Origin of the sequence: Mesorhizobium sp. M8A.F.Ca.ET.202.01.1.1 (assembly GCF_004791595.1) — a bacterium.
GTDB lineage: Bacteria > Pseudomonadota > Alphaproteobacteria > Rhizobiales > Rhizobiaceae > Mesorhizobium.
On record NZ_SRUN01000006.1, the window covers coordinates 22,403 to 46,872 of the forward strand.

The following is a 24,470-nucleotide window of genomic DNA, read 5'->3' on the forward strand; positions in this document are numbered from 1 at the left end:
TGCCGTCGATCCGATCTCTCTCTCTGGAAATCGCGGCAAGCCGGCGATTCCAACCGATTCTGTTTTGACGCGGAAGGGTTAACCGGAGATTTCCGTGCGCCATCGACCGGTTGAAAACTTGGCTGCCGGTGCACACTTGCCCGTGTGGTTGGCCCGATGTGGCAAAAGCGATTGCCGTTCGCCGCCGCATCGCCTACATAGCGGCCAACCTCCATTCAATTCGGCAAATCCAGTCAGTTTTTCAGGGAAAGCGCGCGTGGCACGCCAGTTCATCTATCACATGTCCGGCCTGTCGAAGGCCTATGGCACCAAGAAGGTGCTCGATAACGTCCATCTGTCCTTCTATCCGGACGCCAAGATCGGCATCCTCGGCCCCAACGGTTCGGGTAAGTCGACGATCCTGCGCATCATGGCCGGGCTCGACAAGGAGTTTCAGGGCGAGGCCTGGCTGGCCGAGGGCGCGACCGTGGGCTACCTGGCACAGGAGCCGCAGCTCGACAACAGCAAGACCGTGATGGAAAACGTCATGGACGGCGTTGCCAGGAAGACCGCCATCATCGAGCGCTACAATGAGCTGATGATGAACTATTCCGACGAGACGGCGGATGAGTCCGCCAAGCTCCAGGACGAGATGGACCGGCTCAATCTGTGGGATCTCGAGCAGCAGGTCGAGATGGCGATGGACGCGCTGCAGTGCCCGCCGGCCGATTCTGAAGTCACCAACCTGTCGGGCGGCGAGCGTCGCCGCGTCGCGCTGTGCCGGCTGCTGCTGCAACAGCCGGATTTGCTGTTGCTCGACGAACCGACCAACCACCTCGACGCCGAGACCACCGCCTGGCTGGAAAAGCACCTGCGCGACTATCCGGGCTCGGTGCTGATCATCACCCACGACCGCTACTTCCTCGACAACGTCACAGGCTGGATCCTCGAGCTCGACCGTGGCCGCGGTATTCCCTACGAGGGCAACTACACCAGATATCTCGACGCCAAGGCCAAGCGCCTGATCCAGGAAGGCCGCGAGGACGATGCCCGCCAGAAGTCGATCTGGCGCGAGCGCGAGTGGATCCAGTCGTCGCCCAAAGCACGCCAGACCAAGTCCAAGGCGCGTATCAAGGCCTATGAGGAATTGGTCGAGCAGTCGCAGAACCGCAAGCCGACCGATACGCAGATCGTCATCCCGTCGAGCGAGCGCCTCGGCAACGTCGTCATCGAGGTCGAAGGCCTCAACAAAGGCTTTGGCGACGAGCTCCTGATCGAGAACCTGTCGTTCAGGCTGCCACCGGGAGGCATCGTCGGCGTCATCGGCCCGAACGGCGCCGGCAAGACGACGCTGTTCAAGACGTTCACAGGCCAGGAGAAGCCGGATGCGGGCACAGTGCGCATCGGCGAGACGGTCAAGCTCGGCTATGTCGACCAGAGCCGCGACGCACTCGATGCGAACAAGACGGTGTGGGAAGAGATCTCGGGCGGCGCCGAGGTCATCAAGCTCGGCAAGCACGAAATCAACAGCCGCGCCTACTGCTCGTCCTTCAACTTCCGTGGCGGTGACCAACAGCAGAAGGTCGGCAATCTCTCGGGCGGTCAGCGCAACCGCGTGCACCTCGCCAAGATGCTGAAGGGCGGCGGCAATGTGCTGCTGCTCGACGAGCCGACCAACGACCTCGACACCGAAACGCTGGGCGCGCTGGAAGACGCGCTGGAAGCCTATGCAGGCTGCGCGGTCATCATCAGCCACGATCGCATGTTCCTCGACCGCATGGCCACGCACATGCTCGCCTTCGAGGGCGACGCGCATGTCGAATGGTTCGAGGGCAATTTCGAGGAATACGAGAAGGACAAGCTGCGCCGCCTGGGCGCGGAAGCGGCGGCCCCGCACCGCATGACGCACAAGCGGCTGACGCGGTAAGGGGTTGATTGGGCGGCGAATTTCTCTGGGATACGAGGAGAGCTCAAATGGCTGATTGGTCCGCCGCCCAATATCTGAAATTCGAGGACGAACGCACGCGGCCGGCGCGTGACCTCGCAGCACAGGTGCCGGTCGACTTTCCGCGCCGGGTCGTCGATATCGGCTGCGGGCCGGGCAATTCGACCGAACTTCTGGTCGAGCGCTGGCCGGATGCGCAAGTGAGCGGCTTCGACACCTCGCCCGACATGATCGAAAAGGCGAGGGCGCGCCTGCCCAATGTCAGCTTCGACCTCGCCGATGCGGCGACATGGCAGCCGGCCGCGCCGGTCAACGTCATCTTCGCCAACGCCGTCTTCCAGTGGCTGCCTGAACATCCGGCGGTGTTCCAGCGGCTGATGGCTTTTCTGGCGCCCGGTGGCGCGCTGGCGATCCAGATGCCCGACAATTTGGGCGAGGATTCGCACCGCCTGATGCGGGAAACCGCCGCGCAAGCGCCTTTCGCGGCAAGGATACAGGGGGCGGCGCGTGCGCCGCTGCCGCCGGTATCGTTCTACTATGACCTGTTGTCGCCGCTGTCCGCTCGGCTCGACATCTGGCACACCATCTACAACCATCCACTGGCCGACGCCGAGGCGATCGTCGAGTGGGTCAAGGCCACAGGGCTGAAGCCGTTCCTCGATCCGCTGGACGCGGACGAGCGCAAGCTGTTCCTCGACAGCTACACGGCCAAGATTGCCAAGGCCTATCCGAAGACCGCCGATGGCAAGGTGCTGCTGCGGTTCCCCCGCCTTTTCATTGTCGCCAAACGGGCTGGATAGACTCGCGTAAATCCTAGTTTAATCCGGCGTAAACCGGCCTGATGAGAAAAGTGTTGCGCCGAAGCGTTTCGGCGCCCACATGAAGCCGCATCGCCCGCGGATGGGACGGACTGAAACATGCATCGCGTCATCATCAGCGGCATCGGCGCCGAAATCCCCAAGCCTGTCATCACGAATGAGGAACTGGTCGCCAGTTTCAACGCCTGGGTCGACACGGAGAACGCGCGGCGCCAGGCTGCCGGCGAGACGCTGCTGCAGAAATCGGATGCCGACTTCATCGTCCATGCCTCGGGCGTGCGCGCCCGCCACGTGATCGAACGGGAGGGCATTCTGGACCCGACCCGCATGGCGCCGCGCATTCCGGCGCGCCCGGACGACGCGCTCTCGCTGCAGGCGGAATTCGGCGTCGCTTCGGCGGGGAAGGCGATCGAGCACGCCGGCATCGAGGCGTCGGACATCGATCTGGTGATCTGCTCGTCCTCGCATCAGCAGAGGCCATATCCGGCGATCGCCATCGAAATGCAGGAGGCGCTGGGTACACGGGGTGCCGGCTTCGATATGGGGCTTGGCTGTTCGTCAGCGGCGGCGGCGCTGCACATGGCGGTCAATTTGGTCCGCTCGGGCGCCCACAAGCGCATCCTGGTGACCACGCCCGAGATCATCACCGGCCATCTCAATTTCCGTGACCGGCAGACGCACTTCATCTTCGGGGACGCTTCGGTATCGATGGTGGTGGAGGGGCTCACCCAGGGCGAGAGGCGGCCAGGCCGCTTCGAGGTGCTGGACACGCGCCTCTGGACGCAGATGTCGAACAACATCCGCACCAATCTGGGCTATCACACCCGCACTGCCCAGGATGATCCCTATAGGATCGACCTGGAGGGCAATCTCATCAAGCAAGTCGGCAACAAGGTGTTCAAGGAAGTCACCGTCGCCGGGCACAAATTCATCGTCGAATTCCTCGCCGAACACGGGCTGACGCCGGAGGCGATCAGGCGCTTCTGGCTGCACCAGGCCAATGCGCGCATGAATGCGATGATCCTGAAACTGGCATTCGGCCATGATGTCGGCCATGACCGCGCACCCATGGTGCTGGAGCGGCTCGGCAACACGGCGGGCGCCGGCGCCATCATCGCGCTGTCGGAGAACCATGCCGACATGAAACCAGGCGATTTCGGCCTGATCTGTGCCTTCGGCGCGGGATATTCGATCGGTGGCGCGCTTTTGCGCATGCTCTGAATGGAGGACGCCGCGCCGCGTCAGGCCGGCGTGAAGGGAACCAGCATCGGCACCCGCCTGGCGTAGTCGTCATAGGCCGGGCCGAGTTCGTCGCGCAGGAAACGCTCCTCCAGCCTGGCTTTCACGACGACGCCGATGATGAGCAGGGCCGCGCCCGCAATGCCCCAGATCGTGCCCTTCGCGACCATCGTGGCAAGCACTGCCAGCAGCAGCCCGGTATAGATCGGATGCCGGACCAGGCGATAGGGGCCCGTGTCGACCACGCGATGCTCCGCCTTGGCGGTGACCGTGGCGGACCACAACCGCCCGAGATGGATACGCGCCCACCACGCGAAGCCGATGCCGACCGCGATCAGGGCAACGCAGGCCCAGGCTTCGGCAAGGGTCGGCGTCCACAATCTCAGCCGGCCCTCATAGCCATGCGCTGGAACGAACAGCAGGACGGTGCCAGCCAGCCAGAAGACGCGATAGCGAGCCTCCGCCCCGATGGTGACGCGCTTTTGGGCCGGATCGGCCCATAGGGCAGCCGCGAGCCATGTGACCACCCAGATCAACCAAAGCGCTGCGATCGCCGCTCCGGGACGCATGAGAACCTCCGTCGACGATCTCGACTTCACCATGAAGCCGGCGCAGCTCGGCGGCAATGCGGCGCGGCGCCGGGTTTCGGTAAGAAGGTCGTGATCGAGGCGGTCAGCGACCGGCGTCTATTCATTGGAGCAGCTGAACATCCACTGCACGCCGAAGGCGTCGACCAGCATGCCGAAGCTGGTCCCCCAATATTGCCGGGCAAAGGGCACGGTGATGCGGCCGCCCTCGGCCATGCGTGCGAAAAGCTCCTGGCGGGCGAAAACCTCTGGGGCCGCGGCGGGCCCGTCGAATTCGAGCATCATGGCGGAGCCCTTCATCGGCTCCGCGTCGTCATTGTCCGAGGCGTGGAACAGCACACCCGGACCTTCGAAGCGGGCATGCAGGACTTTTCCGCGCATGGCCTCGGTGCGCACCGGCATATTGTTGTCGCCCCAGCGCAGCAGGATCGTTCCCCGGCCAAGGCCGCATTGTTCGTAGAAGGCCAGCGCAGGCTCGCAGTTGGTGGTGAAGAACAGCGAAGGGGAGAGCCGCATGTTCGTCAATGCGCGGCGGCGGTAGCGGCCGCGATCAGCGCGTCGCCTGTATACTGCCGGTCACCGATGCCCCAGCCGCCGTCGGGCGCGTTGACGATGTTGATCCAGGTGTTTTCCGGCTTGTGCCCCGGTACGCAGAGTTCGCCGACAATTCGGGCGGCGGCAGTGATGAAGGTCTCGCGGGCTTCGACGGAGCCAAGGCCGATATTGGGCAATTTCAATTCGACCATGACGACTGGCCGGTTGGCACCGCCGGCATAAATGTTGCGCGCCGGCAGGACGTGGACGGTGCCGCCGACGATCGCGGTGAAGAATGAATTGCCGGCGGCGCCGGAGGCTTCGATGAGGGCAGCGCTCAGGCGTGGCAGGATTTCGCGCTCTCCTGCTGGGGTCAGGACGGCTTCCGGCGCGGTCACGGTGATCGGCATTGCTTCTCTCCTCGGTTGTACGGCCTCACCGGGAGGTCATCTTCCGGTTTGCCAAGTTTCGTATCAATTGATATGTTATGTAGGAAAGGTGAGTCAACAGGTTTCGTATCGATCACTATGGAAAATTCGGACAAGCAACGCGGCGGCCGGCCGCGCGCATTCGACCCCGATCGGGCGCTCGATGCCGCGATGCATCTTTTCTGGGAGCATGGCTATGAAGCGACGTCGCTGGCCATGCTGCGCGAAGCGATGGGGCTGACGCCGCCACAGATCTACAACGCCTTCACCGACAAGGAGACTTTGTTTCGCAAGGCGTTGATGCGCTACCACGAGACCGAGATAGGCTTCGCGCTGGAAGCGCTGAGCGCGCCGGTGTCGACGGGGGAGGCGCTGCGGCGCTTGCTGATGGGCGCCGCGGAGGCCTATTCCAGGCCCGGCAAGCCTGGTGGATGCCTTTTCGTCAGCGGCGCCCTGGCGGCTTCACCGCAGGCACAAGCCATTGCGGATGAACTCAGGTCCTACCGCAAGGCAAGCGAAGCGGCGATCGCGGCGCGGCTGGCCAACGGCAAGGCAGAAGGCGACTTGCCTCAAAACCTCTCCGTCGAAGACTTCGCCAGATATATTGCAGGCGTCATGAACGGCATGTCGATCCAGGCGCGGGACGGTGCGTCGGCCGAAGAGTTGCGCGTTTTGGCCCAAACCGCTCTTGCGGCCTTGCCGGCCGAAGGGCAAAACCAAGGCGCGTCATCCAAGGATTGAAGCCCATGCTGGATCTCTTTCCCGAAGCCGAGAAGCCGGTCGAAATCATCCCGGCAAGGAAGCTGCCGGCCCGCGCGGCAGCGCTTTATGTCGCGCCGGCGGATCATTTCCAGACGCGTCCGGTGGACGAATTGCGGCTGGGCTTCGACGGTATTTCGGGCGATTTCCACGCCGGGCCGACGCGGCGCTCGGGCGGGCGCGAACCCTGGTATCCGCGCGGCACCGAAATGCGCAACGAGCGGCAGCTGTCGATCGTTGCAGCGGACGAACTGGCCATTGTTGCCGAACGGATGGGCTTGGCCCAGATCAAGCCGGAATGGATCGGCGCCAATCTGGTGATCGAAGGCGTGCCGCATCTGTCGATGCTGCCCGCCGGCACGCTGCTGTTCTTCAGGGATGGCGTGACCCTCAAGGTCGACGCCCAGAACGGGCCATGCCGCATCGCCGGGCGATCGGTCGCTGAAAATTCGGGAATGGCCGACATCGAAGCCGGCGCACTGTTGTTTCCGAAAGTGGCCAAGCGGCTGCGTGGTGTCGTTGCCTGGGTTGAGAAGCCGGGAACGATCAGGTCCGGCGAAGAGATTTCGGCGCGGGTGCCGGAGCAGTGGATTTATCAGGGGTAGCCGCGCGTTCGCATCGTGGCCGAAGGGCTACGCCGCCGATGAGCGGCGTAGCAGTAGCGTCGGGCCTTAGCCCTTGCGGTTCTTGTTGGCGCCTTGCGCCATGACGGAAACGTTGTCCCACTTGTCCCAGGTGGCGAGGCGGTTGGCGTATTCCTGGCGTATCATCGGCAGGCCACCATCGCCGAAGAATACCCGCAGCGGCGGCTCGACCGCATCGACGATGGCCAGCATCGCCGGCCCTGTCGCCTCGGGGTCGCCGGCAACCGAGTTGGCGCGGCGCTCGGCCATCTTGGCGCGGGCAGGCGCATAGGCCTCGATCGGCTTGGAGACCTTGGCCGATGCTCCCGACCAGTCGGTGGAGAAACCGCCCGGTTCGACCAGCGTGACATGAATGCCGAAGTCCGCGACCTCGATGGCTAGCGACTGGCTGAAGGCTTCCAGCGCCCATTTCGAGGCATGGTAGAGGCCGAGCGAGGCAAAGGCATTGACGCCGCCGATCGACGAGATCTGGATGATGTGGCCGGACCGCTGCGCCCGCATGATCGGCAGGGCTGCCTGGGTGACCCACAGCGCGCCGAACACATTGGTCTCGATCTGGTCGCGGGCTTCCTGCTCGCTGACTTCCTCGATGGCGCCGAAATGGCCGTAACCGGCATTGTTGATGACGACGTCAAGCCGGCCAAAGCGCTTGTGTGCCTCGGCGACAGCGGCATCGACGGCTTTCTTGTCGGTGACGTCGAGCTTTAGCGCGGCGATGTTGTCGCCGTATTTTTCGACGAGATCGGCGAGCGTGCCTGTGTCACGGGCGGTCGCGGCAACGCGATCGCCACGCGCCAATGCGGCCTCGGCCCATACGCGGCCAAAGCCCTTCGACGATCCGGTGATGAACCAAACCTTTGATGTCATGATGTGGAATCCCTTGCCCCTGCGGGCGCAATTTCTGGATGGAAGCGGAGGCTTCTCCGCTTTCGGGCATATACGGCCTGTCCGGTGATTTTCCAGAGGCGAGGGGAATCTTTTTGAACTCGGGGCTTTCCCGCAGAACAAGAAATCGTGTGAATCAGGGGTAGTTCACCGGGGTCGACCAGGCAGGGTCGTCGTGCTTTTGCCAATAGAGCGCCATCAGCCGGCTGGTGATCGGCCCGACCTTGCCGTTCGCGATCTCAGCACCGTCGATCTCCGTCACAGGCATGATGCCGCCGGCGGTCGAGGTGATGAAGACTTCGTCGGCGCCGCGCAACATGGCCACGCTGACATCCATGGCCGTTGCCGAGAGGCCGGCCTCCGAGCAGAGATCGAAGACAGTGCGGCGGGTGATGCCCGGCAGCACGCCGATGGCCGGCGTCGACAGTCTGCCGTCCTTGACGCGGAAGACGTTGAAGCCGGGGCCTTCGGCGACATTGCCGTTGAAGTCGAGAATGAGGGCCGTCTCGGCGCCGCTATCATAGGCATCGTAGAGGCCGCGCACGAGGTCGAGCCAGTGGTAGTTCTTGATCGCCGGATCGATCGAGGCCGGCGGAATGCGCACCTTGTCGCTGATTGCGACACGCAGGCCGCGCTGCAACTGCTCGGCATTGGCGACCGAGCCGAATGGCACGGCGAACGCCATGAAGCGGTTGATCGCCTGGCGCGGGTCGCGGCTGAAGGTCGGCGAAGCACCGCGCGTGCACAGCATCTCGACATAGGCGGCGCGATGACCCGAAAGTGCTGTGCAATTGTGCAGGATCTCGGCGACGCCATCGCGATCGAACGGGATCGTCATGCGCAGCTTGTCGAGCCCGCCGAAGAAACGGTCGAGATGCAGATCGAGGCGAAAGAAGCGGCCGTTCCAGACATGCACCGTATCGTAAGTGGCGTCCGAGTGCAGAAAACCCCAATCCAGCACCGAGACCTTGGCTTGCGACATCGGCAGGTACTGGCCGTCGAGGAAGGCAATTCCGTCGGGATAGGAATGCGGGTCGACATGGCGGTCGCCGACCGGGGGCAGCGGCGGTATATCCTGTGCGATTTGGCTCATCGGCAGCTCCTTGCCATTGCGTCACAAGCTATCGCCGGCAGGCCGAGCGTATAGAGCCAGCGCTCCGACTTCAGTCATCCTCGAGATGAAGACCCGGCCAGCATGACGAAGTGAGCACCATCCGGCCCGGCATAGCCTCATTCCTCCTCGTCATCGGCGTCGAGCAGGCGGGTGGCGCGCCAGCGCGTGAGCACGATGTTGGTCTGCTCGATGACGAAGAAACGCGCCGAGTCGCGATCATAGCCCTCGGCCAGCAGCTTCTCGTAGTCGGTGTGCATGTGACGGATATGGGCGATCGTCGCCAGCCAGACCGCGATCGTCGGCGGCAAGGTCTTCATATGCACCGAGCCGGCGTCGGTGCGGATCTTCTCCATGTCGGCATAAGGGGCCAGCGGCAGAAGTGCTGTCAGCGCCTTGGCGATGGCGCGGCGGCGGCCGGTCGGAGCGCTCATCGCTCCTCGCGCCCCTCAACGGTCGCCTCTGATATGGCATCGGTCGAGGCGAAATAGGGCTTGATGTCGATGACCGGCGTGCCGTCGAGCACGTCGATGGCGTCGAGGTCGATGTGCCCAGTGGCAATGTCCAATCCGACGAGCTTGGCCACGTGCAGGCCGACCGGGTTCGGCCGGGCAGGGGAGCGCAACCCGAACACGCCTTTGGCACCAGCCGCATGGCGGGGTTTTTGCACGATCAGATTCCGCGGGGCGTGATGCAGCCAGGACAAGATAATGACATGGCTGGCGCGCTCCAGGCCTTGCAGGCCGCTGCGGTAGGGCGCGTCGATGGTCAGCACCGCCGGCTGTCCGGTCTCGCGTGCCGTGCGCATGTTTTTCGGGCAGCTTTCCCGGGTGGTCCATGGCGAGGCGATACGGCCGATGAAGACGATGCCGCCATCCGGCGGCATCGACGCCGGATCCTGGTCCAGTCTCCTCTCGCCTTCGCGTGCCTCGAACATCTCACGCGGTTCGCTCATCGGCCGATCTTCCTGCTGATGCATGTCATTGTTCCAAAACCGCTACACGTTTTTGGACGCCATGCACCGAAAAATCACGCATGCGGCATTTTCTTGTCCGGAAGCGACATAGCGCTTGCGTGGTTCCGAAAATCGACATAAACATATGTTTATATCTTTTTCAAAGAGAATACGCTGATGCATGTCTCGCTCGACACCATGGTGGATACGCTGAAGGCAGCGGCCGAATCCAGCCGCCTGCGCATATTGGCACTGTTGTCGCGCGGCGACCTCACCGTTTCCGACCTTACCGAAATTCTCGGCCAGTCGCAGCCGCGTGTCTCGCGGCACCTGAAACTGCTGCTCGAGGCCGGGCTGATCGGCCGCTACCAGGAAGGGTCGTGGGCCTTCTTCCGCCTGTCGGACGCCGATTCCGCGCGGGACTTCGTGATGGGGCTGGTCTCCGGCATTCGGGGCGCCGACCCGCAGGTCGAGCGTGACCTGGAGCGGCTGACCTCGGTCAAGCGCAAGCGCCAGGACCGCGCCACCGAGTATTTTTCGCAGAACGCCGCAAGCTGGGATCATATCCGCTCGCTGCATGTGCCCGACCGCGCCGTGGAGGCCGCGATGCTGAAGCTGGTCGGCAAGCGGCCGTTCCAGTCCATGCTCGACCTTGGCACCGGCACCGGGCGGCTGCTCGAAATCTTTTCGCCGCTCTACCGGCGCGGCATCGGCATCGACATGTCCCGCGAGATGCTGACCGTGGCGCGCGCCAATCTCGACAAGGCCGGCGTTTCGAATGCGCAGGTGCGGCAGGGCGATATCTTCTCGCCGCCGGTCGAGCGCGATGCCTTCGATCTCGTCACCATCCACCAGGTGCTGCACTATCTCGACGATCCGGCCCGCGCCATCCACGAGGCAGCGCGGCTTTTGCGCCCGGCGGGCCGTCTGGTCATCGTCGATTTCGCGCCGCACGCGCTTGAGTTCCTGCGCGACGAGCATGCGCATATGCGGCTGGGCTTTTCCGACCGGCAGATCGGGGAGTGGTTCTCGGAAGCCGGCCTCGATCTCGAGGATGCCCAGGAATTCGAACCGCGCGGCGGCAACGAGGCCAAGCTCACCGTCAAGCTTTGGCTTGGCCGCGACCGGCGCCTGCTGATCGCCGATCCTGCCAACGCCAGCCAGCAGACCAGAGTGAGCTCGATAGGGGAAATCGCCTGATGAACCAGTTTCGTTTTTCCCGCCGTCCCGATATCGGCGACAAGGTCAGGGTTTCGTTCGAGTTCTTCCCGCCGAAGAACGACGAGATGGAGGCAAGGCTGTGGGATACGGTCACAAGGCTGGAGCCGCTGCAGCCGAAATTCGTCTCGGTGACCTATGGCGCCGGCGGCTCGACACGTGAGCGCACGGCGCGCACCATCGGCCGCATCCTGAAGGAGACCAGCCTGACGCCGGCGGCGCACATGACCTGCGTCGATGCCGCCCGCCACGAAGTCGACGCCGTGATCCAGGAATTCACCGACATGGGCGTGAAGCGCTTCGTCGCCTTGCGCGGCGATCCGGCGGAAGGCGTCGGCGCTGCCTACCGGCCGCATCCGGACGGCTACGCCAATGGCGCCGAGCTGGTCGGGGCGCTGAAGGGCGCCGGCGATTTCGACATCTCGGTTTCGGCCTATCCGGAAAAGCATCCGGAAAGTCCTGATTTCGCCACCGACATCGACATGCTGAAGCGCAAGGTTGACAATGGCGCGACGCGGGCCATCACCCAGTTCTTCTTCGACAACGATCTCTACGAGCGTTACGTCGAGCGCGCGCGCCGTGCCGGCATCTACATCCCGATCGTGCCCGGCATCCTGCCGGTGCACAATTTCACCCAGGTCGCCAATTTCTCGGCGCGCTGCGGCGCGCTGGTGCCGGCTTGGCTGGCCGAGCGCTTCGACGGCCTGCAGAACGACCCACAGACGCATGCGCTGGTGGCATCCGCGGTGGCCGCCGAGCAGGTGTTGGACCTGGTCGAGCGCGGCGTTGGCGATTTTCACTTCTACACGATGAACCGGGCCGATCTGGTGTTCGCCGTCTGCCACATGATCGGCATCCGCTCGCACGAGGCGGAGGTGGCCGGATCGGCCGCCGCCTAGGGGGCAGCCGATCAAGCAAAAGGCCGGGTAAAAACCCGGCCTTTCGAATTGGTTGGACTATTAGGTGCTGGTCTTCCCCGTCTTGGCGGGTTCAGGGAAGGACGCCCATAATGAGGGCGCCGATGAAAGCAAACGCAGCACAAATCATCAATGCGTTGATTGGCCTCGTAAGTCCCATGACATAGCCTCCTCTTAAAGAGCTATGCCCCGGAGTCTAGGTTCATTTGTGCCACAGGCAAGCGGAAAATGTGCTGCATTGCGACGTAAATGTGGAATTCGCGACCTCGGTTTTGCCGTTAGCCGTTGAAACTCTTCGGCAAAAGCCGGCTTCATGCCTGTGAATAAATTATGGCCGGATGGTGTCGTTGGCGTGTCATGACAGCGCTACCGCGATGCGGGCATGCCGCGCACTAACGTCTTCCGAACAGGCGCCCGTCGATGGTGACAAGGCCGAGACCGATCAGCACCACGCCGCCGATCTCGAACAGTTCGAGCCGTTCGCCGAGGAACAGGAAGCCGAGCAGCATGGCGCTGGCCGGCACGATCAGCGTGACCAGCGAGGCGTTGGTGGCCCCAGCCGAGGCGACGAGGTTGAAGTAGAGGATATAGGCGAAGGCCGTCGATAGAAGCGCCAGCGCCAGCACCGCCGCCCACACCGGCGGCGAGGCGGAGAACAGGCCGGCGGGGCCATGGGCGAAGAGCACGATCGGGATCATGATGATGGTCGAGGCCGTCAATTGTCCGGTGGCGACGACCGGCGAGGGCACGCCCTTGAAGCGGCGGGCGACCATCAGCGCAACGCCATAGGAGAGCGATGCGCCGATCAGCGCGAATTTGGCCCAGACCGGGCCGCCGAGCCCGGCGAGCAGGCCGGGACCGATCATCACGGCGGTGCCGGCGACACCGAGCACGATGCCGGCGAGCTTGTTCCAGGACAGCTTTTCGTCCGAGGTCAGGGCATTGGCGAGGATCAGCGTCCAGAACGGTGTCGTCGCGTTGAGGACGGAGGCGACGCCGGCACCGAGCTGGGTCTGGCCGGCGAAGATCAGCGAGAAGGGGACGACGTTGTTGGTGAAGGCCAGCAGGAAGAACAGGCCGGCATGCGGCAGAGCAAGGCGGAAAGACGGGCCGCGCAAGCCGAGATAGAGCTGCAGCGCGATCGCGGCGATGGCGACGCGAAACAGCACCAGCACCAGCGGGTGAAGTTCCGCCACCGCGACGCGGGCGAAGAAGAACGAGCCGCCCCAGATCGCGCCGAGCAGCAGCAACTGGCCCCAGTCCTTGAGCGCCATCGGTCCACGTGACGCAGATGTAGCGGTCACTGCCATATGAATTCTCCCCCACACGGCCGAAATGCCAGCCACAAGGCAGAAGCCATATCCGGTTCGCCGGCAAGGGCCACCCGAAACCGGACCGATGGCCTTCTGACAAGCCAATGCGGCACCGTCAGGGGGCGCGAGACAGAGAATTGTTTTCGTTGCAGCGCCGCGCGTCTCCAGAGACGCGCAAAGGACGCTGCAAGATGAAAGTCGAAATTGACTTTCGGGGTCATGCGCTAGCCGCTAGCTTGGATTAATTGTGCGCAGCCGAAGTCGAGGATTCGTCCATGCAGCGATTCGAGAATGCCCGCGAGGCGGCACTGGCGCTTCGCCCGGACGATCCGGTCTATTGCTTCCGCCCGCAGGTGCTGAAGGCCGATGCCAGGCAGTTCATGGGCATGTTCCCCGGCAAGACCGCCTATGCGGTCAAGACCAATGGCGAGCAGATCGTGCTGAAGACGCTGGTCGAGGCCGGCGTCACTGCCTTCGACGTCGCTTCCCCAGGCGAGTTCGCCGCCGTGCGCGCTGTCTCGCCCGATGCCGAGATGCTCTACATGCACCCGGTCAAGGCACAGTCCGACATCAAGCTGGCGCTGGAAAAATACGGCATCCGCGTCATCTCTCTCGACCATGAGGACGAGATCACTAAGCTGACCCGGGTGGTGCGGGCGCTCGATATCGATCCGGGCGCGGTCACCGTCTTCGTGCGCGTGCAGACCAAGGGGCATGCCGCCTACGAGCTGTCGAAGAAATTCGGCGCCGGGCCGGCCTATGCGGTCGAACTCGCCGAGCGGCTGAACCGCACCGGCTACAAGGTCGGCCTGTGCTTCCACGTCGGCAGCCAGATCGAGGACCCCGACACCTATGAGCGGGCATTGGCCTCGGCCGACTGGGTGCGCAACCGGCTGACCTTCGACATTGCCGGGCTCGATGTCGGCGGCGGTTTTCCGGCCGAATACGGACATGATCCCAACCGCAAGCAGATCGAGATGCCGTCGCTCGGCCAGATCATGTCGCGGCTCTCCGGCGACCTGAAGGAATATCAATTCGACCAGATACCGCTGGTGGCGGAGCCGGGCCGGGTGATCGTGGCGCGCTGCCTGTCGCTGATCGTGCGCGTGCTCCTGCGCAAGGGCAAGCGGCTCTACATAAATGACGGCATCTGGGCGTCGCTGTCGGATTCATGGACCGGCAAGATCACGCTGCCGGCGCGCTTCATCCCCGATCCGGCGATCCGCACGCGCAATGGCGACGAGAACAACATCGTGCCGTTCAAAGTGTGCGGCGCGACCTGCGATTCCGTCGATATCCTGTCGCGGCCATTCTGGCTGCCGGAAACCGTCGATACCGGCGACTGGATCGAGATCGGCCATATCGGCGCTTACTCGCTGTCGCTCAGGACACGCTTCAACGGCTTTTATCCCGACACGTTCGTCGAGGTGACGACGCCCTTCGACGAGGGCGACGCGCCGCAGGGGTTTGCAAGCCTGGAGACGATGGCGGATTAAGCTTTCTTCCTCCTCCCAAGGGAGAAGGAAGAGGGAGCTACAGCTTTCCCAGCAGCTCCGGCGTCGGCCAGCCATCCACCGGCAGGCCTAGCCGCATCTGCTCCTTGCGGATGGCTTCGCGGGTGTTGGTGCCCAGAATGCCGTCGACCGTGCCGACATCGTAACCGCTGGCCTCGAGCTTGGTCTGCAGCGCCTTCATCTGGTCGTTGTTGAGACCCGGCTCGGGATTGCGCGGATCGAGCGGCGGCGCGCCCGCCAGCCGCGCGGCAAGATTGGCCGCGGTCAGCGCGTAGGTGAAGGACTGGTTCCATTCGAGATAGACGTCGAAATTCTCATAGGTAAGGAAGGCCGGACCCTTGCGGCCCATGGGCAGCGCCAGGCCGGCGTTCAGGCCCTTGTCGACCAGCGGCGAGCCGTCGGGGTTGGTAACACCCCACTGCGCCCACTGTGTCAGCGGCAATTTGTTGGTGCGGCCGGTCTGGTCCCATGGCATCTCGTCGGGCACGCGCACTTCCTGGATCCAGGGCTCGTCGCGTTTCCAGCCGCGCGACAGCACCTTGTTGCCGGTGGTCATGATCACGTCCGGCACGCTGTTTCGCAGGTCGATCTTGCCGTCTCCATCGCCGTCGACGCCGCGCGCAAGATAGTCGGACGGCAGGATCTGCGTCTGGCCGATCTCGCCGGCCCAGGCGCCCGTGACATCGGCCGGCAGCACGCCGCGATCGATCAGTTCCAAGAGCGGCACCAGTTGCTGCCGGAACAATTGCGGGCGGCGGCAGTCATGCGACAGCGTCACCAGTGCGCTCAGCGTGTGGAAATCACCCTGGACGGCGCCGAAATCCGTTTCAAGCGCCCAGAAGGCGGTGATGACAGGCGCCTGGACGCCGAACTGCTGGTCGGCGCGGGCGAAGATATCGGCGTATTTCTTCATGTTCGCCGCACCTTGCTTCAGCCGGTAGGCTGAGATCATGCGGTTGGAAAACTGGACGAAGGTTTGCGTGAAGACGCCCTGCGCGCGGTCGCGCGCCAGAGCCTTCTCGTCGATCCTGGCATCCTCCAGCGCATCGAGACCGACGGCGCCGACTCCGGCGGCCTTGGCTTCCGCCGCCACACCCTGTTTCCAGGTCTCGAAATCGCCGCCGCATTCCTGCGCCATCGCCGGCAAGGCCGTGGCGCACAAGAACAGCGCCGCGAGGGCTTGAGAACGCAGTCGCATCAGCTTCCTTTCGAAACGAAGAGGGCTTTGTCGTGCCTGGAGGCCAACGCCCTGAATTACCAGCGGTTGCACTCTTTACCGCTGGTAGTGTCGAAAAGCAGGCGGCAGGCCCGGTGTCAACGTGTGTTCTGCCGCAGCCACTTGTTCCAGGCGGCTTCCGAGCCGTTGAAGACGTTGATGTCGGACTTGCCGGTCATGCCGGGAACGATGCCGGTTCCGGTGTACTGCCAGAAGGTGAAGGGGTGGCTGCCATATTTCTCGCGCGGGTGGCCGGCGACGGAACGCAGCCAGTAGGGATAGCCACGGAAGGTCGACAGTTCGTTGTCATCAAAGAAATCGACCGAGGTGTAGATGATCGGCTTCTTGCCGTAATGCCGCTCGACGATTTCGAGGAAGGTGGTCATCTCAGCGCGCACCGTGGCCGGGTCGGGGCGCAGGCGGCAGGTCGGCGATTTCGGGTTCCATTCCATGTCGAGAACCGGCGGCATGGCGGAGCGGTCGACAGGCACGTTCTGGATGAACCAGCGCGCCTGCTGGGCCGCCGGAGTGCAGAAATAGAAGAAATGATAGGCAGCGCGCGGAACGCCGGCGGCTCTGGTGCGCGCCCAGTGCTCGCTGAAATATTCATCGAAGCGGTCGCCGCCCTCGGTCGCCTTGATGAAGGCGAAGGAAATGCCGCTGGCCCTGGCCGTCGGCCAGTCGACCGAGGTCTGGTATTTGGAGACGTCGGTGCCGTGGATGGCATAGTTCCACGGCGCGCCGCTGTCCCACTCATGCGGCTTGGAATCGGCAAAGCGCGGCGCGCGCACGGCCACCGTCGGACTGCTCGATGCGGACGGCGACAGCGGCGAGAGATCGTCCGCGGTCGAGCAGGCGCCGAGCAGCGTCAGCATGAAAAGGACCGCAAGACGGCGCATCGCAACTTCCAAGCCGGAATCAGCCGGTCGCTGATGGGTCTGTGCACCGATGGCCGAAGTTGGTCTGGCCCCCTCCAGGCGGTCGCCCCACGCATCGCCCAGCATAGTCGTTTTTCGTGCATGTCGTCGTCCCAAAACCGCTGCGCACTTCTGGGCGACATGCATCCCTGTGATCGCCGATCATGGTTGATAATCCGTTGATGGCGCTCGACAAGAGCACCGATTTTGCGGAAGCAATGGCGGCAAATCGATGACATAAGGTCAGGCGAGCGCCTGGGAGGCAATGGATGCGGTTCGTCGTCAAGATCGTCAATTGGCTGCTTGGCCTGATCGTGCTGGCGGTCGCCGCGCTGTTTGCCTGGCTCTATATCGCGCCGCCGGAACTCATCCGCGTCGGCTCGGGCTATTCGGCCAAGATCGTCTGCTCCAACGTCTTCATCGCCGGCCGCGACGCCAATGAGGTGCTGGCCGTCGATGTGCAGGCGCCCGGCCATCCGCTGCTACGGCTGATGCGGGTCTCCGTCGACAAGAACCGGGGGACGGTTTCGGCCGGCCTGCTCGGCTTCCTCGGCAAGAGCGAGGCGGTCGCCCGCGACGGGCTGGGCTGCGCCTCGGTTCCGGACGGCGATGTCGGCAAGGCGCGGCGCACGACGGTCCATGCCGAACCCGCGGCGACAAACCAGGATGCGCCGTGGCCGGAGGGCGAACGGGTCGATGCATCGCAGAATCCAGAGGTCTCGAAGGTCGTCGGCGACGATGCCATGGCCGGCGCCGGCATGCGCGCGATCGTCGTGGTCAAGAACGGACGGGTGGTCGCGGAGCGCTATGGCGACGGCTTTTCGGCCAAGACGCCTCTGCTCGGCTGGTCGATGACCAAGACGGTCAACGCCGCCATCGTCGGCACGCTGATCAAGGACGGCAAGATGGCGGTCGACAACAAGGGCCTGTTTACGCCTTGGAAGGCGGACGGTCGCGCCGCGATCAGCCTTGCCGACATGATGGCGATGTCGAGCGGGCTGGAATTCAACGAGGACTATGGCGACGTCGCCGATGTGACGCGCATGCTCTATCTCGAACCCGACATGGCGGGTTTTGCCCAATCAAAGCCGCTGGCGGGCGAGGTCGGCAAGGTGTTCTCCTATTCGAGCGGCACGGCGGTGATGCTGTCGCGCCTCTGGCAGGACGCCATCGGCGACAAGGCCAAGGCATTGACGTGGCCGCGCACGGCGCTGTTCGAGCCGCTCGGCATGCACAGCGCGGTGTTGGAGACCGACGAGCAGGGCACTTTCGTCGGCTCGTCCTATCTCTACGCCACGGCACATGACTGGGCGCGCTTCGGCCAGTTCCTGCTGCAAGGCGGGGTTTGGAACGGCAACCAGGTCCTGCCGGCCGGCTTCGTCGACTGGATGCGCGAGCCGGCATCCGCCTCGAAAGTCTACGGCAAGGGCCAGTTGTGGATCGAAGCGCCGGGCGATGAAGAGAACCCCGGTGCCGGCGTCGCCGCCGGCCTGCCCAGGGACACTTACTGGATGGAAGGCCATGACGGGCAGACGGTCGCCATCATCCCGTCCGAGCAATTGGTCGTGGTGAGGCTCGGGCTAACGCCGGCCAAACTCAACTATCGCCCGCGGGCGATGGTGGGGGCGCTGGTGAAGGCGCTGCACTAGCTAGCTGTGTGGCCCAATCACCGCCAGCCAGGCATAGCCACGATAAAGCGTGCGAAAACGGAAGGTTGCGCCGGTTCGCTCGGCCTGCGATTCCAGAACATCACGCAGGGATTCGCGTGGCGTGACGTGGAATTTCTTCAGCCAGCCGCGCAGCAACGCGCGGAACCACCCCGGCAGACCTTCCTGATGGCCGAAATCGACTATGTGCAGCGAGCCCGTCGGGGCCAGCGCGGCAAGTGCTGCAGAGACCGTCTTCTCCCAGCCCGGGATCATCGACAGCGAATAGGAGACGAAGACCCGGTCGAAGCTGCCCTTGCCGAATAGCGCCTTGGCGTCGAAATCGGTGGCGTCGCCCCTTGCCAGCATGACCCGGTCCGACAGGCCTTCGCGGTCGATCGCCTTGCCTGCCGTTTCCAGCATTTCGGCCGAAATATCCAGGCCGAAGAAGCGGGCATCGGGATAGGCGCGGGCAGCGAGGATGATGTTGCGCCCGGTTCCGCAGCCGAGTTCCAGCACGGTGCCGCCGACCGGTACATCCAGCCCCGATATCAGCTTGTCGCGGCCAAGCAGGTAATATTTGCGGGTCAGGTCGTAGATGTGGCGTTGCCAGCGGTAGACGCCGTCCATCAGTTCGGCATGGTTAGCCTTGAATTCGGGGCTGGCCGGCAGTTCCGTCGTGCTCATGCCGGGCGCTTCACATAGAGGTGGAAGCCGCCATAGATGGCGGAGCGGTCGCGGGCCGAGAATTCGCGCGATGCTTCGTCCTGATAGTCCCACTGATCGAGCAGCGAGGTCGAGACGCGCCCCGGCAACAGGCTGGGCTCGGCGGCGGTGCGGAAGATGACGCGGGCGCCGTGCGAGGCGGTACGGGTGATTTCCGACCACAACGCATTGAGCTGGCCGTCGGTCATCCAGTCCTGCGCGTCGAGCAGGATGAAGCGGTCGACGGCGCCTGCATCCTTGCCGGCGAGGAATTCGATCAGGTTGGCATGGTGGATGGCGACGCGGTCTATATTGCCGCGGATGGTCTGGTAGTTCTGCTTTTCGAGATAGGCGGGCAGGGCGGCCTCGCCTGGTTCCGGGTAGCGGCGGGCGAAAGCCTGCCAGGCGAAGTAATTGTTTTCCAGGGGGAAATCGCAGGCGAGCTTTTCCAGCCGGGCCTTCAGGACGCTGGCCATGGTGCCGTCGCCGGAGGTGATCAGCGAATCATATTGCGCCGGCGGGATGCCGAGACCGAACAGCGAGGCTTTTCGCGAGGTCGCCCATTTCAAAAGCTTCTTGTCGAAGACCGGCGCCAGTTCTTCGTTAAAGAAGCGGCGCTGTTCGCCGATGTTGCTGGCCTGCATGATGCCCGCTGGGTCGACGCCAAAGAATTTCGCCGTGCGGTGGCCCATGGCGATGAACAGGCCGAGCAGGCCGGTCTGGTAGAAATTACGATCGAAAACGCCGATGCGCCTGTTGCCGCGCCAGTTGCGGCGCTCCCAGTAATGGCGGCTGACCGGATCGAGATGCGGGGCGATGAAGCGGTCGTAGGCTTCGGAATTGTGGCTCGTGTCCGCCGCACCGAAGAAACGGAACAGGTCGCCTTGCGAAGGCAGATGGCGAACCGCCTCCAGCTTCATGCGGTTCAGCGCGATGTGGGCCGCGTTGAGGTCGACGGCGTCGATCTGTGCCGGGGAGCGGGTCAGATAGGCCAGGATGTTGCAGCCGCCCGAGGCGATGGTGACGACGCGGTGGCCCTGGCCGAGCTGCATCGCGTCCATGTCGACGTCGGGGTCTTCCCAGATCTGCGGATAGACGAGGCCGGAAAACAGGAAGGCGAACAGCCGCTCGGAGATGCCGGCTTTCGAAAGCGCGCGGTTCTGGTAGACGGCCTTTCCAACTTCCTTGCCGCGGCGAAAAACCAGATCCGAGGAGACGTCCGTCATGGCAAAGTGATTCCCCATTTGCTTTGCCGCAAGCGGGTAACGCAGGGTCATGACAGGCCGGTGACAGCCTGTTGACGCCTTTCTTACAACTTACCGAACCCGCCGGGCGTCGGCGTGGTCACAATGACGGCTTCGCCAGCGTCGAGCACGGTCTGGTCGCAAGCCTTCAGCGTCTCAACAGTGCCGTCGTTGCGGCGCACCTTGGTCGAGCCGGTCTCGCCGTCGCCGCCGCCGTCCAGTCCTTCCGGCGGGCGGTTGCGGTGCGAGGACAGGATCGCGCATTCCATATTCTCGAGGAAGCGGATGGTGCGTTTGGTGCCGTCGCCGGCGTTCCATTTGCCCTTGCCGCCGGAACCCTCGCGGATGTGAAAATCCTCCAGCACCACTGGGAAGCGAAGCTCCAGCACCTCCGGGTCGGTGAGGCGCGAATTGGTCATGTGGGTGTGCACGCCCGACGTGCCGGCAAAGCCGCGGCCGGAGTTCATGTGTCCGGCGGGCGAACCGGAGCAGATCGTCTCGTAATACTGGTACTGCTTGTTGCCGAAAGTCAGGTTGTTCATCGTGCCTTGCGCATTGGCCATCGCGCCCATGGCGCCGAACAGCGCGTTGGTGACGTGCTGCGAGGTCTCGACATTGCCGGCGACGACGGCGGCGGGGTAGGTGGGCTTGAGCATGCAGCCATCGGGGATGACGATGTTGATCGGCCTGAGGCACCCGGCATTCATCGGGATCATGTCCTCGACCATGACACGGAAGGCGTAGAGCACGGCGGCACGGGCGACCGGCTCGGGCGCGTTGAAATTGTTCTTCATGACAGGCGACGTGCCGGTGAAGTCGACAGTCGCCTCACGCTTTTGCCGGTCGACCGTGATCTTCACCTTGATGACCTGACCGGTATCGGTCGGATATTCATAATCCGACGTGTCCGGCAGCCGTTCCAGCACGCGGCGCACGCTTTCGGCGGCGTTGTCCTGGACGTGGCCCATATAGGCCTCGACGACGTCGAGACCGAAATGCGCGACCATCTTGCGCAGCTCCGCGACCCCCTTCTCGTTGGCTGCGATCTGTGCCTTCAGGTCGGCAATGTTCTGGTGCGGGTTGCGGGCCGGATAGCGGTGCTCGGTGAGCAGTGTATGCAGCTCCGTCTCGCGGAATTTTCCGCGGTCGACGATGCGGAAATTGTCGAACAGCACGCCTTCCTCGTCGACCGTGGTGGCGAGCGGCGTCATCGAGCCGGGGGCGGTACCGCCAATGTCGGCATGATGGCCGCGCGAGGCCGTCCAGAAGAGGATGTTCTTCTGGGCATCGTCAAAGACCGGCGTCACCACGGTGATGTCGGGCAGATGCGTGCCGCCATTATAGGGGGCGTTCAAGGCAAAGACGTCGCCGGCATGGATGTCGCCGGAGTTCAGCCTGATGATGGTCTCGACCGAGCGGTCCATGGAGCCGAGATGCACCGGCATGTGCGGCGCATTGGCGACCAGCGCCCCGGTGTGGTCGAAGACGGCGCAGGAGAAATCCAGCCTTTCCTTGATGTTGACGGAATAGGCGGTGTTCTGCAGCGTCACGCCCATCTGCTCGGCGATCGACATGAACAGATTGTTGAAGACTTCGAGCATCACCGGATCGGCTTGCGTGCCAAGGGCGGCGGCGCGCGCTTTCCTTTCCGTGCGGCGTATGACGACGTGATTGAGGTTGGTGATTTCGGCTTGCCAACCCGGCTCGACGACGATCGTCTGGTTCGGCTCGATGATCAAGGCGGGGCCCGCAACCAGACTGGACGGCCTGAGGTTCTCACGACGGTAGACGCCTGCTTCATGCCACCGGCCTTCCGTGTAGATACGCCGGGTCTCCGAAGCGGACTTGACCCGTCCCGGCCCGGCCGGCGCATATGCTTCGGCGGTCGTCTGGCCGGTTTCGGTGCCTTCGACGCCGACGGTCTCGACGATCATCGGCTTGTCGTCATAGACGAAGCCGAATTGTGCTTTGTGGGCGATTTCGAAGTCGCGCTTTGCCTGGAAAATCGAGTCGCTTTCGAAATTCACCGGCAGCGTCGTGTCGGTGCCGTCATAGCGGATGTGCAGCACGGGCTTGGCGGCAACCGCGTCCTCGGCGATGCCTTGCACGGCCAATTCGGCGATCACGGCCTTTTTCAAGGTGGCGATGAGGGCGGCGATCTCGGTTCGGGACTCCTCGGCGAGCGGCTTGAGCAGCGCCTGCTGGCGTGAGGCAAAGACCGACGCCAGGCCGATGCCATAGGCCGAAAGCAGGCCAGAGAAAGGATGGATCAGCACCGCCTCCATGCCGAGTGCATCCGCGACCAGGCAGGCGTGCTGGCCACCGGCGCCGCCAAAACAGTTCAGCAGATATTCGGTGACGTCGTAGCCACGTTGCACGGAAATCTTCTTGATCGCATTGGCCATGTTCTCGACAGCGATCGTGACGAAGCCTTCGGCGACCGCTACCGGTGAGCGGCCATCGCCGATCCCGGCGGCAAGTGACGCGAATTTCGCGCGCACGGTTTGCGCGTCGAGCGGCGCGTCCTGGCCGGGGCCGAAGATCGAGGGGAAGAAATCGGGCTGCAGCTTGCCGAGCATGACGTTGGCATCGGTGACGGCCAGCGGGCCGCCGCGCCGGTAGGCGGCCGGGCCGGGATTGGCGCCAGCGGAATCCGGTCCGACGCGGAAACGGCCGGCCTCGTAATGCAGGATCGAGCCGCCGCCGGCGGCGACGGTGTGGATGCGCATCATCGGCGCGCGGACGCGCACACCGGCGACCTCGGTGTCGAAGGCGCGCTCGTACTCGCCATCGTAGTGGGCAACGTCGGTGGAGGTGCCGCCCATGTCGAAGCCGATGACTTTTTCGAATCCGGCGAGCTTGGCCGTCTCGACCATGCCGACGACGCCGCCGGCCGGACCCGACAGCAGCGCGTCCTTGCCCTGGAACATGTCGGCGGCGGTGAGACCGCCGGAAGACATCATGAACATCAGACGAGGCGGGGATTGGCTGATCTCCCCCCTTGTGGGGGAGATGCCCGGCAGGGCAGAGGGGGGCGCGACAGAACGAGACGTTGGCGGGGCAGCGCCCCCCTCTGTCGGCTTCGCCGACATCTCCCCCACGAGGGGGGAGATTGGCGCCGCGCCCAGTTCTCCCGCCACCCTTTGCACATAGCGCGACAGGATGGGCGACAGATAAGCATCCACCACCGCGGTGTCGCCGCGCCCGACCAGCTTGATCAGCGGCGAGACCTCGTGGCTGACCGAGACCTGGCCGAAACCGAGCTTGCGGCAGACCTTGGCCACCGCCTTCTCGTGGTCTGGATATTTCCAGGCATGCATGAAGACGATGGCAACGGCATCGATGCCATCGGCTTTCGCTTGTTCTATGGCCGGCCGGCAAGCCGCGATATCGAGCAGCCATTCGACGCGGCCATCGGCGAGCACGCGCTCGCCGACCTCGATGACGCGCTCGTAGAGTTGCTCGGGAAGAATGATTTCCTTGGCGAAAATGTCGGGTCGCGCCTGGTAGGCGATCCTGAGCGCATCGCGAAACCCCTTGGTGATGAGCAATAACACACGGTCGCCCTTGCGCTCCAGAAGGGCGTTGGTGGCCACCGTCGTTCCCATCTTGATGTCGCCGATCAGGCCGGACGGGATCGCGGCGGCCGGTCCAAGGCCGAGCAGATCGCGGATGCCCTGAATGGCGGCATCGGCATAGGCTTCGGGATTCTCCGACAGCAGCTTGCGCGGATGCAGCCCGCCTTGCGGGTCACGGCCGATAATATCGGTAAAGGTGCCGCCGCGATCGATCCAGAAATCCCATTTGGCGGTCATGCGGTTGTCTCCGGTATTCCGTTGTCCGGTGTCGTTGTTAAAGCGCCGAAGCGCCGGCAGCAATGTCGCCTGCATGCCATT

Annotated in this window: 22 protein-coding genes; 9 read left to right on the forward strand and 13 right to left on the reverse strand. The window is 63.9% G+C overall.

Translation table 11 applies throughout. The annotated features are described in order from the left end of the window. Window positions 1–256 precede the first annotated feature (256 nt). The 3 genes from ettA (at window position 257) to EN845_RS14835 (ending at window position 3,963) form a co-directional block, all read left to right on the forward strand. Window positions 257–1,906, forward strand: a complete 1,650-nt coding sequence (gene ettA, locus EN845_RS14825) for an energy-dependent translational throttle protein EttA (protein WP_127278582.1) — start codon at window positions 257–259, stop codon at window positions 1,904–1,906. A 47-nt stretch (window positions 1,907–1,953) separates the two neighbouring features. Continuing rightward, window positions 1,954–2,724, forward strand: a complete 771-nt coding sequence (gene tam / locus EN845_RS14830; protein ID WP_127871713.1) for a trans-aconitate 2-methyltransferase — start codon at window positions 1,954–1,956, stop codon at window positions 2,722–2,724. A gap of 117 nt (window positions 2,725–2,841) precedes the next feature. Next, window positions 2,842–3,963: a beta-ketoacyl-ACP synthase III gene (locus tag EN845_RS14835; RefSeq protein ID WP_127871712.1), complete on the forward strand. Its 1,122-nt coding sequence runs from the start codon at window positions 2,842–2,844 to the stop codon at window positions 3,961–3,963. 20 nt (window positions 3,964–3,983) lie between these two features. Here the strand turns inward: EN845_RS14835 and EN845_RS14840 are convergent, their stop codons facing one another. The 3 genes from EN845_RS14840 to EN845_RS14850 form a co-directional block, all read right to left on the reverse strand. Further along, window positions 3,984–4,550 (reverse strand): isoprenylcysteine carboxylmethyltransferase family protein, encoded by a 567-nt coding sequence (locus EN845_RS14840; RefSeq protein ID WP_127871711.1) that lies wholly within the window; start codon window positions 4,548–4,550, stop codon window positions 3,984–3,986. Between the two features lie 117 nt (window positions 4,551–4,667). Further along, window positions 4,668–5,084 carry a glyoxalase/bleomycin resistance/extradiol dioxygenase family protein gene (locus EN845_RS14845; RefSeq protein ID WP_135907115.1) on the reverse strand — a complete coding sequence of 139 codons (417 nt, stop codon included), beginning with the start codon at window positions 5,082–5,084 and terminating at the stop codon, window positions 4,668–4,670. A gap of 5 nt (window positions 5,085–5,089) precedes the next feature. After that, window positions 5,090–5,512 carry a hypothetical protein gene (locus tag EN845_RS14850; RefSeq protein WP_127871709.1) on the reverse strand — a complete coding sequence of 141 codons (423 nt, stop codon included), beginning with the start codon at window positions 5,510–5,512 and terminating at the stop codon, window positions 5,090–5,092. Between the two features lie 15 nt (window positions 5,513–5,527). Between EN845_RS14850 and EN845_RS14855 the strand changes: the two genes are divergently transcribed. Both EN845_RS14855 and EN845_RS14860 read left to right on the forward strand, forming a co-directional pair. Then, window positions 5,528–6,271, forward strand: coding sequence for a TetR/AcrR family transcriptional regulator (locus EN845_RS14855; protein WP_245511746.1), 744 nt, complete (start codon window positions 5,528–5,530; stop codon window positions 6,269–6,271). 5 nt (window positions 6,272–6,276) lie between these two features. After that, window positions 6,277–6,894 carry an MOSC domain-containing protein gene (locus EN845_RS14860; protein WP_127871708.1) on the forward strand — a complete coding sequence of 206 codons (618 nt, stop codon included), beginning with the start codon at window positions 6,277–6,279 and terminating at the stop codon, window positions 6,892–6,894. A 66-nt stretch (window positions 6,895–6,960) separates the two neighbouring features. Here the strand turns inward: EN845_RS14860 and EN845_RS14865 are convergent, their stop codons facing one another. The 4 genes from EN845_RS14865 to tsaA all read right to left on the reverse strand — a co-directional run bounded on the left by EN845_RS14865 (window position 6,961) and on the right by tsaA (window position 9,884). After that, window positions 6,961–7,800, reverse strand: a complete 840-nt coding sequence (locus tag EN845_RS14865; RefSeq protein ID WP_127871707.1) for an SDR family oxidoreductase — start codon at window positions 7,798–7,800, stop codon at window positions 6,961–6,963. 154 nt (window positions 7,801–7,954) lie between these two features. Continuing rightward, window positions 7,955–8,911, reverse strand: coding sequence for a D-amino acid aminotransferase (locus tag EN845_RS14870; protein WP_127871706.1), 957 nt, complete (start codon window positions 8,909–8,911; stop codon window positions 7,955–7,957). Window positions 8,912–9,048: 137 nt separating this feature from the next. Beyond that, entirely contained in the window at window positions 9,049–9,363 is a 315-nt protein-coding gene (locus tag EN845_RS14875) for a DUF2293 domain-containing protein (protein WP_127281028.1), read from the reverse strand. Next, window positions 9,360–9,884, reverse strand: coding sequence for a tRNA (N6-threonylcarbamoyladenosine(37)-N6)-methyltransferase TrmO (gene tsaA, locus EN845_RS14880; protein WP_127871705.1), 525 nt, complete (start codon window positions 9,882–9,884; stop codon window positions 9,360–9,362). The genes EN845_RS14875 and tsaA overlap by 4 nt, the downstream gene beginning before the upstream one ends. A gap of 177 nt (window positions 9,885–10,061) precedes the next feature. Here tsaA and EN845_RS14885 point away from each other — a divergent pair, with 177 nt between their 5' ends. After that, complete coding sequence (locus tag EN845_RS14885; protein WP_127871704.1) at window positions 10,062–11,084, forward strand: metalloregulator ArsR/SmtB family transcription factor; 1,023 nt, start codon at window positions 10,062–10,064, stop codon at window positions 11,082–11,084. After that, entirely contained in the window at window positions 11,084–12,001 is a 918-nt protein-coding gene (gene metF, locus EN845_RS14890; protein ID WP_127871703.1) for a methylenetetrahydrofolate reductase [NAD(P)H], read from the forward strand. Before EN845_RS14885 ends, metF begins: the two co-directional genes overlap by 1 nt. A gap of 410 nt (window positions 12,002–12,411) precedes the next feature. Here metF and EN845_RS14895 read toward each other — a convergent pair whose 3' ends face one another. After that, window positions 12,412–13,329, reverse strand: a complete 918-nt coding sequence (locus tag EN845_RS14895; protein WP_127871702.1) for a DMT family transporter — start codon at window positions 13,327–13,329, stop codon at window positions 12,412–12,414. A gap of 278 nt (window positions 13,330–13,607) precedes the next feature. Here EN845_RS14895 and EN845_RS14900 point away from each other — a divergent pair, with 278 nt between their 5' ends. Continuing rightward, window positions 13,608–14,828: an alanine racemase gene (locus tag EN845_RS14900; RefSeq protein ID WP_127871701.1), complete on the forward strand. Its 1,221-nt coding sequence runs from the start codon at window positions 13,608–13,610 to the stop codon at window positions 14,826–14,828. A 37-nt stretch (window positions 14,829–14,865) separates the two neighbouring features. Here EN845_RS14900 and EN845_RS14905 read toward each other — a convergent pair whose 3' ends face one another. Together EN845_RS14905 and EN845_RS14910 are read right to left on the reverse strand one after the other, a co-directional pair. After that, window positions 14,866–16,044 carry a lytic murein transglycosylase gene (locus tag EN845_RS14905; protein ID WP_127871700.1) on the reverse strand — a complete coding sequence of 393 codons (1,179 nt, stop codon included), beginning with the start codon at window positions 16,042–16,044 and terminating at the stop codon, window positions 14,866–14,868. 116 nt (window positions 16,045–16,160) lie between these two features. Continuing rightward, complete coding sequence (locus tag EN845_RS14910; protein ID WP_127871699.1) at window positions 16,161–16,961, reverse strand: GH25 family lysozyme; 801 nt, start codon at window positions 16,959–16,961, stop codon at window positions 16,161–16,163. A 287-nt stretch (window positions 16,962–17,248) separates the two neighbouring features. Here EN845_RS14910 and EN845_RS14915 point away from each other — a divergent pair, with 287 nt between their 5' ends. Then, window positions 17,249–18,628 (forward strand): serine hydrolase, encoded by a 1,380-nt coding sequence (locus EN845_RS14915; RefSeq protein ID WP_135907114.1) that lies wholly within the window; start codon window positions 17,249–17,251, stop codon window positions 18,626–18,628. Here EN845_RS14915 and EN845_RS14920 read toward each other — a convergent pair whose 3' ends face one another. Genes EN845_RS14920 through EN845_RS14930 form a run of 3 tightly spaced genes read right to left on the reverse strand, consistent with a single transcriptional unit; the run spans window position 18,629 to window position 24,389 of the window. Further along, window positions 18,629–19,312 (reverse strand): class I SAM-dependent methyltransferase, encoded by a 684-nt coding sequence (locus EN845_RS14920; protein WP_127871697.1) that lies wholly within the window; start codon window positions 19,310–19,312, stop codon window positions 18,629–18,631. Continuing rightward, complete coding sequence (locus EN845_RS14925; RefSeq protein ID WP_127871696.1) at window positions 19,309–20,607, reverse strand: DUF3419 family protein; 1,299 nt, start codon at window positions 20,605–20,607, stop codon at window positions 19,309–19,311. The genes EN845_RS14920 and EN845_RS14925 overlap by 4 nt, the downstream gene beginning before the upstream one ends. Window positions 20,608–20,639: 32 nt before the next feature. Beyond that, the gene (locus EN845_RS14930) at window positions 20,640–24,389 is read right to left on the reverse strand and encodes a hydantoinase B/oxoprolinase family protein (protein WP_127871695.1); all 3,750 of its coding nucleotides are present in this window, start codon (window positions 24,387–24,389) and stop codon (window positions 20,640–20,642) included. Between the last annotated feature and the right edge of the window lie 81 nt (window positions 24,390–24,470).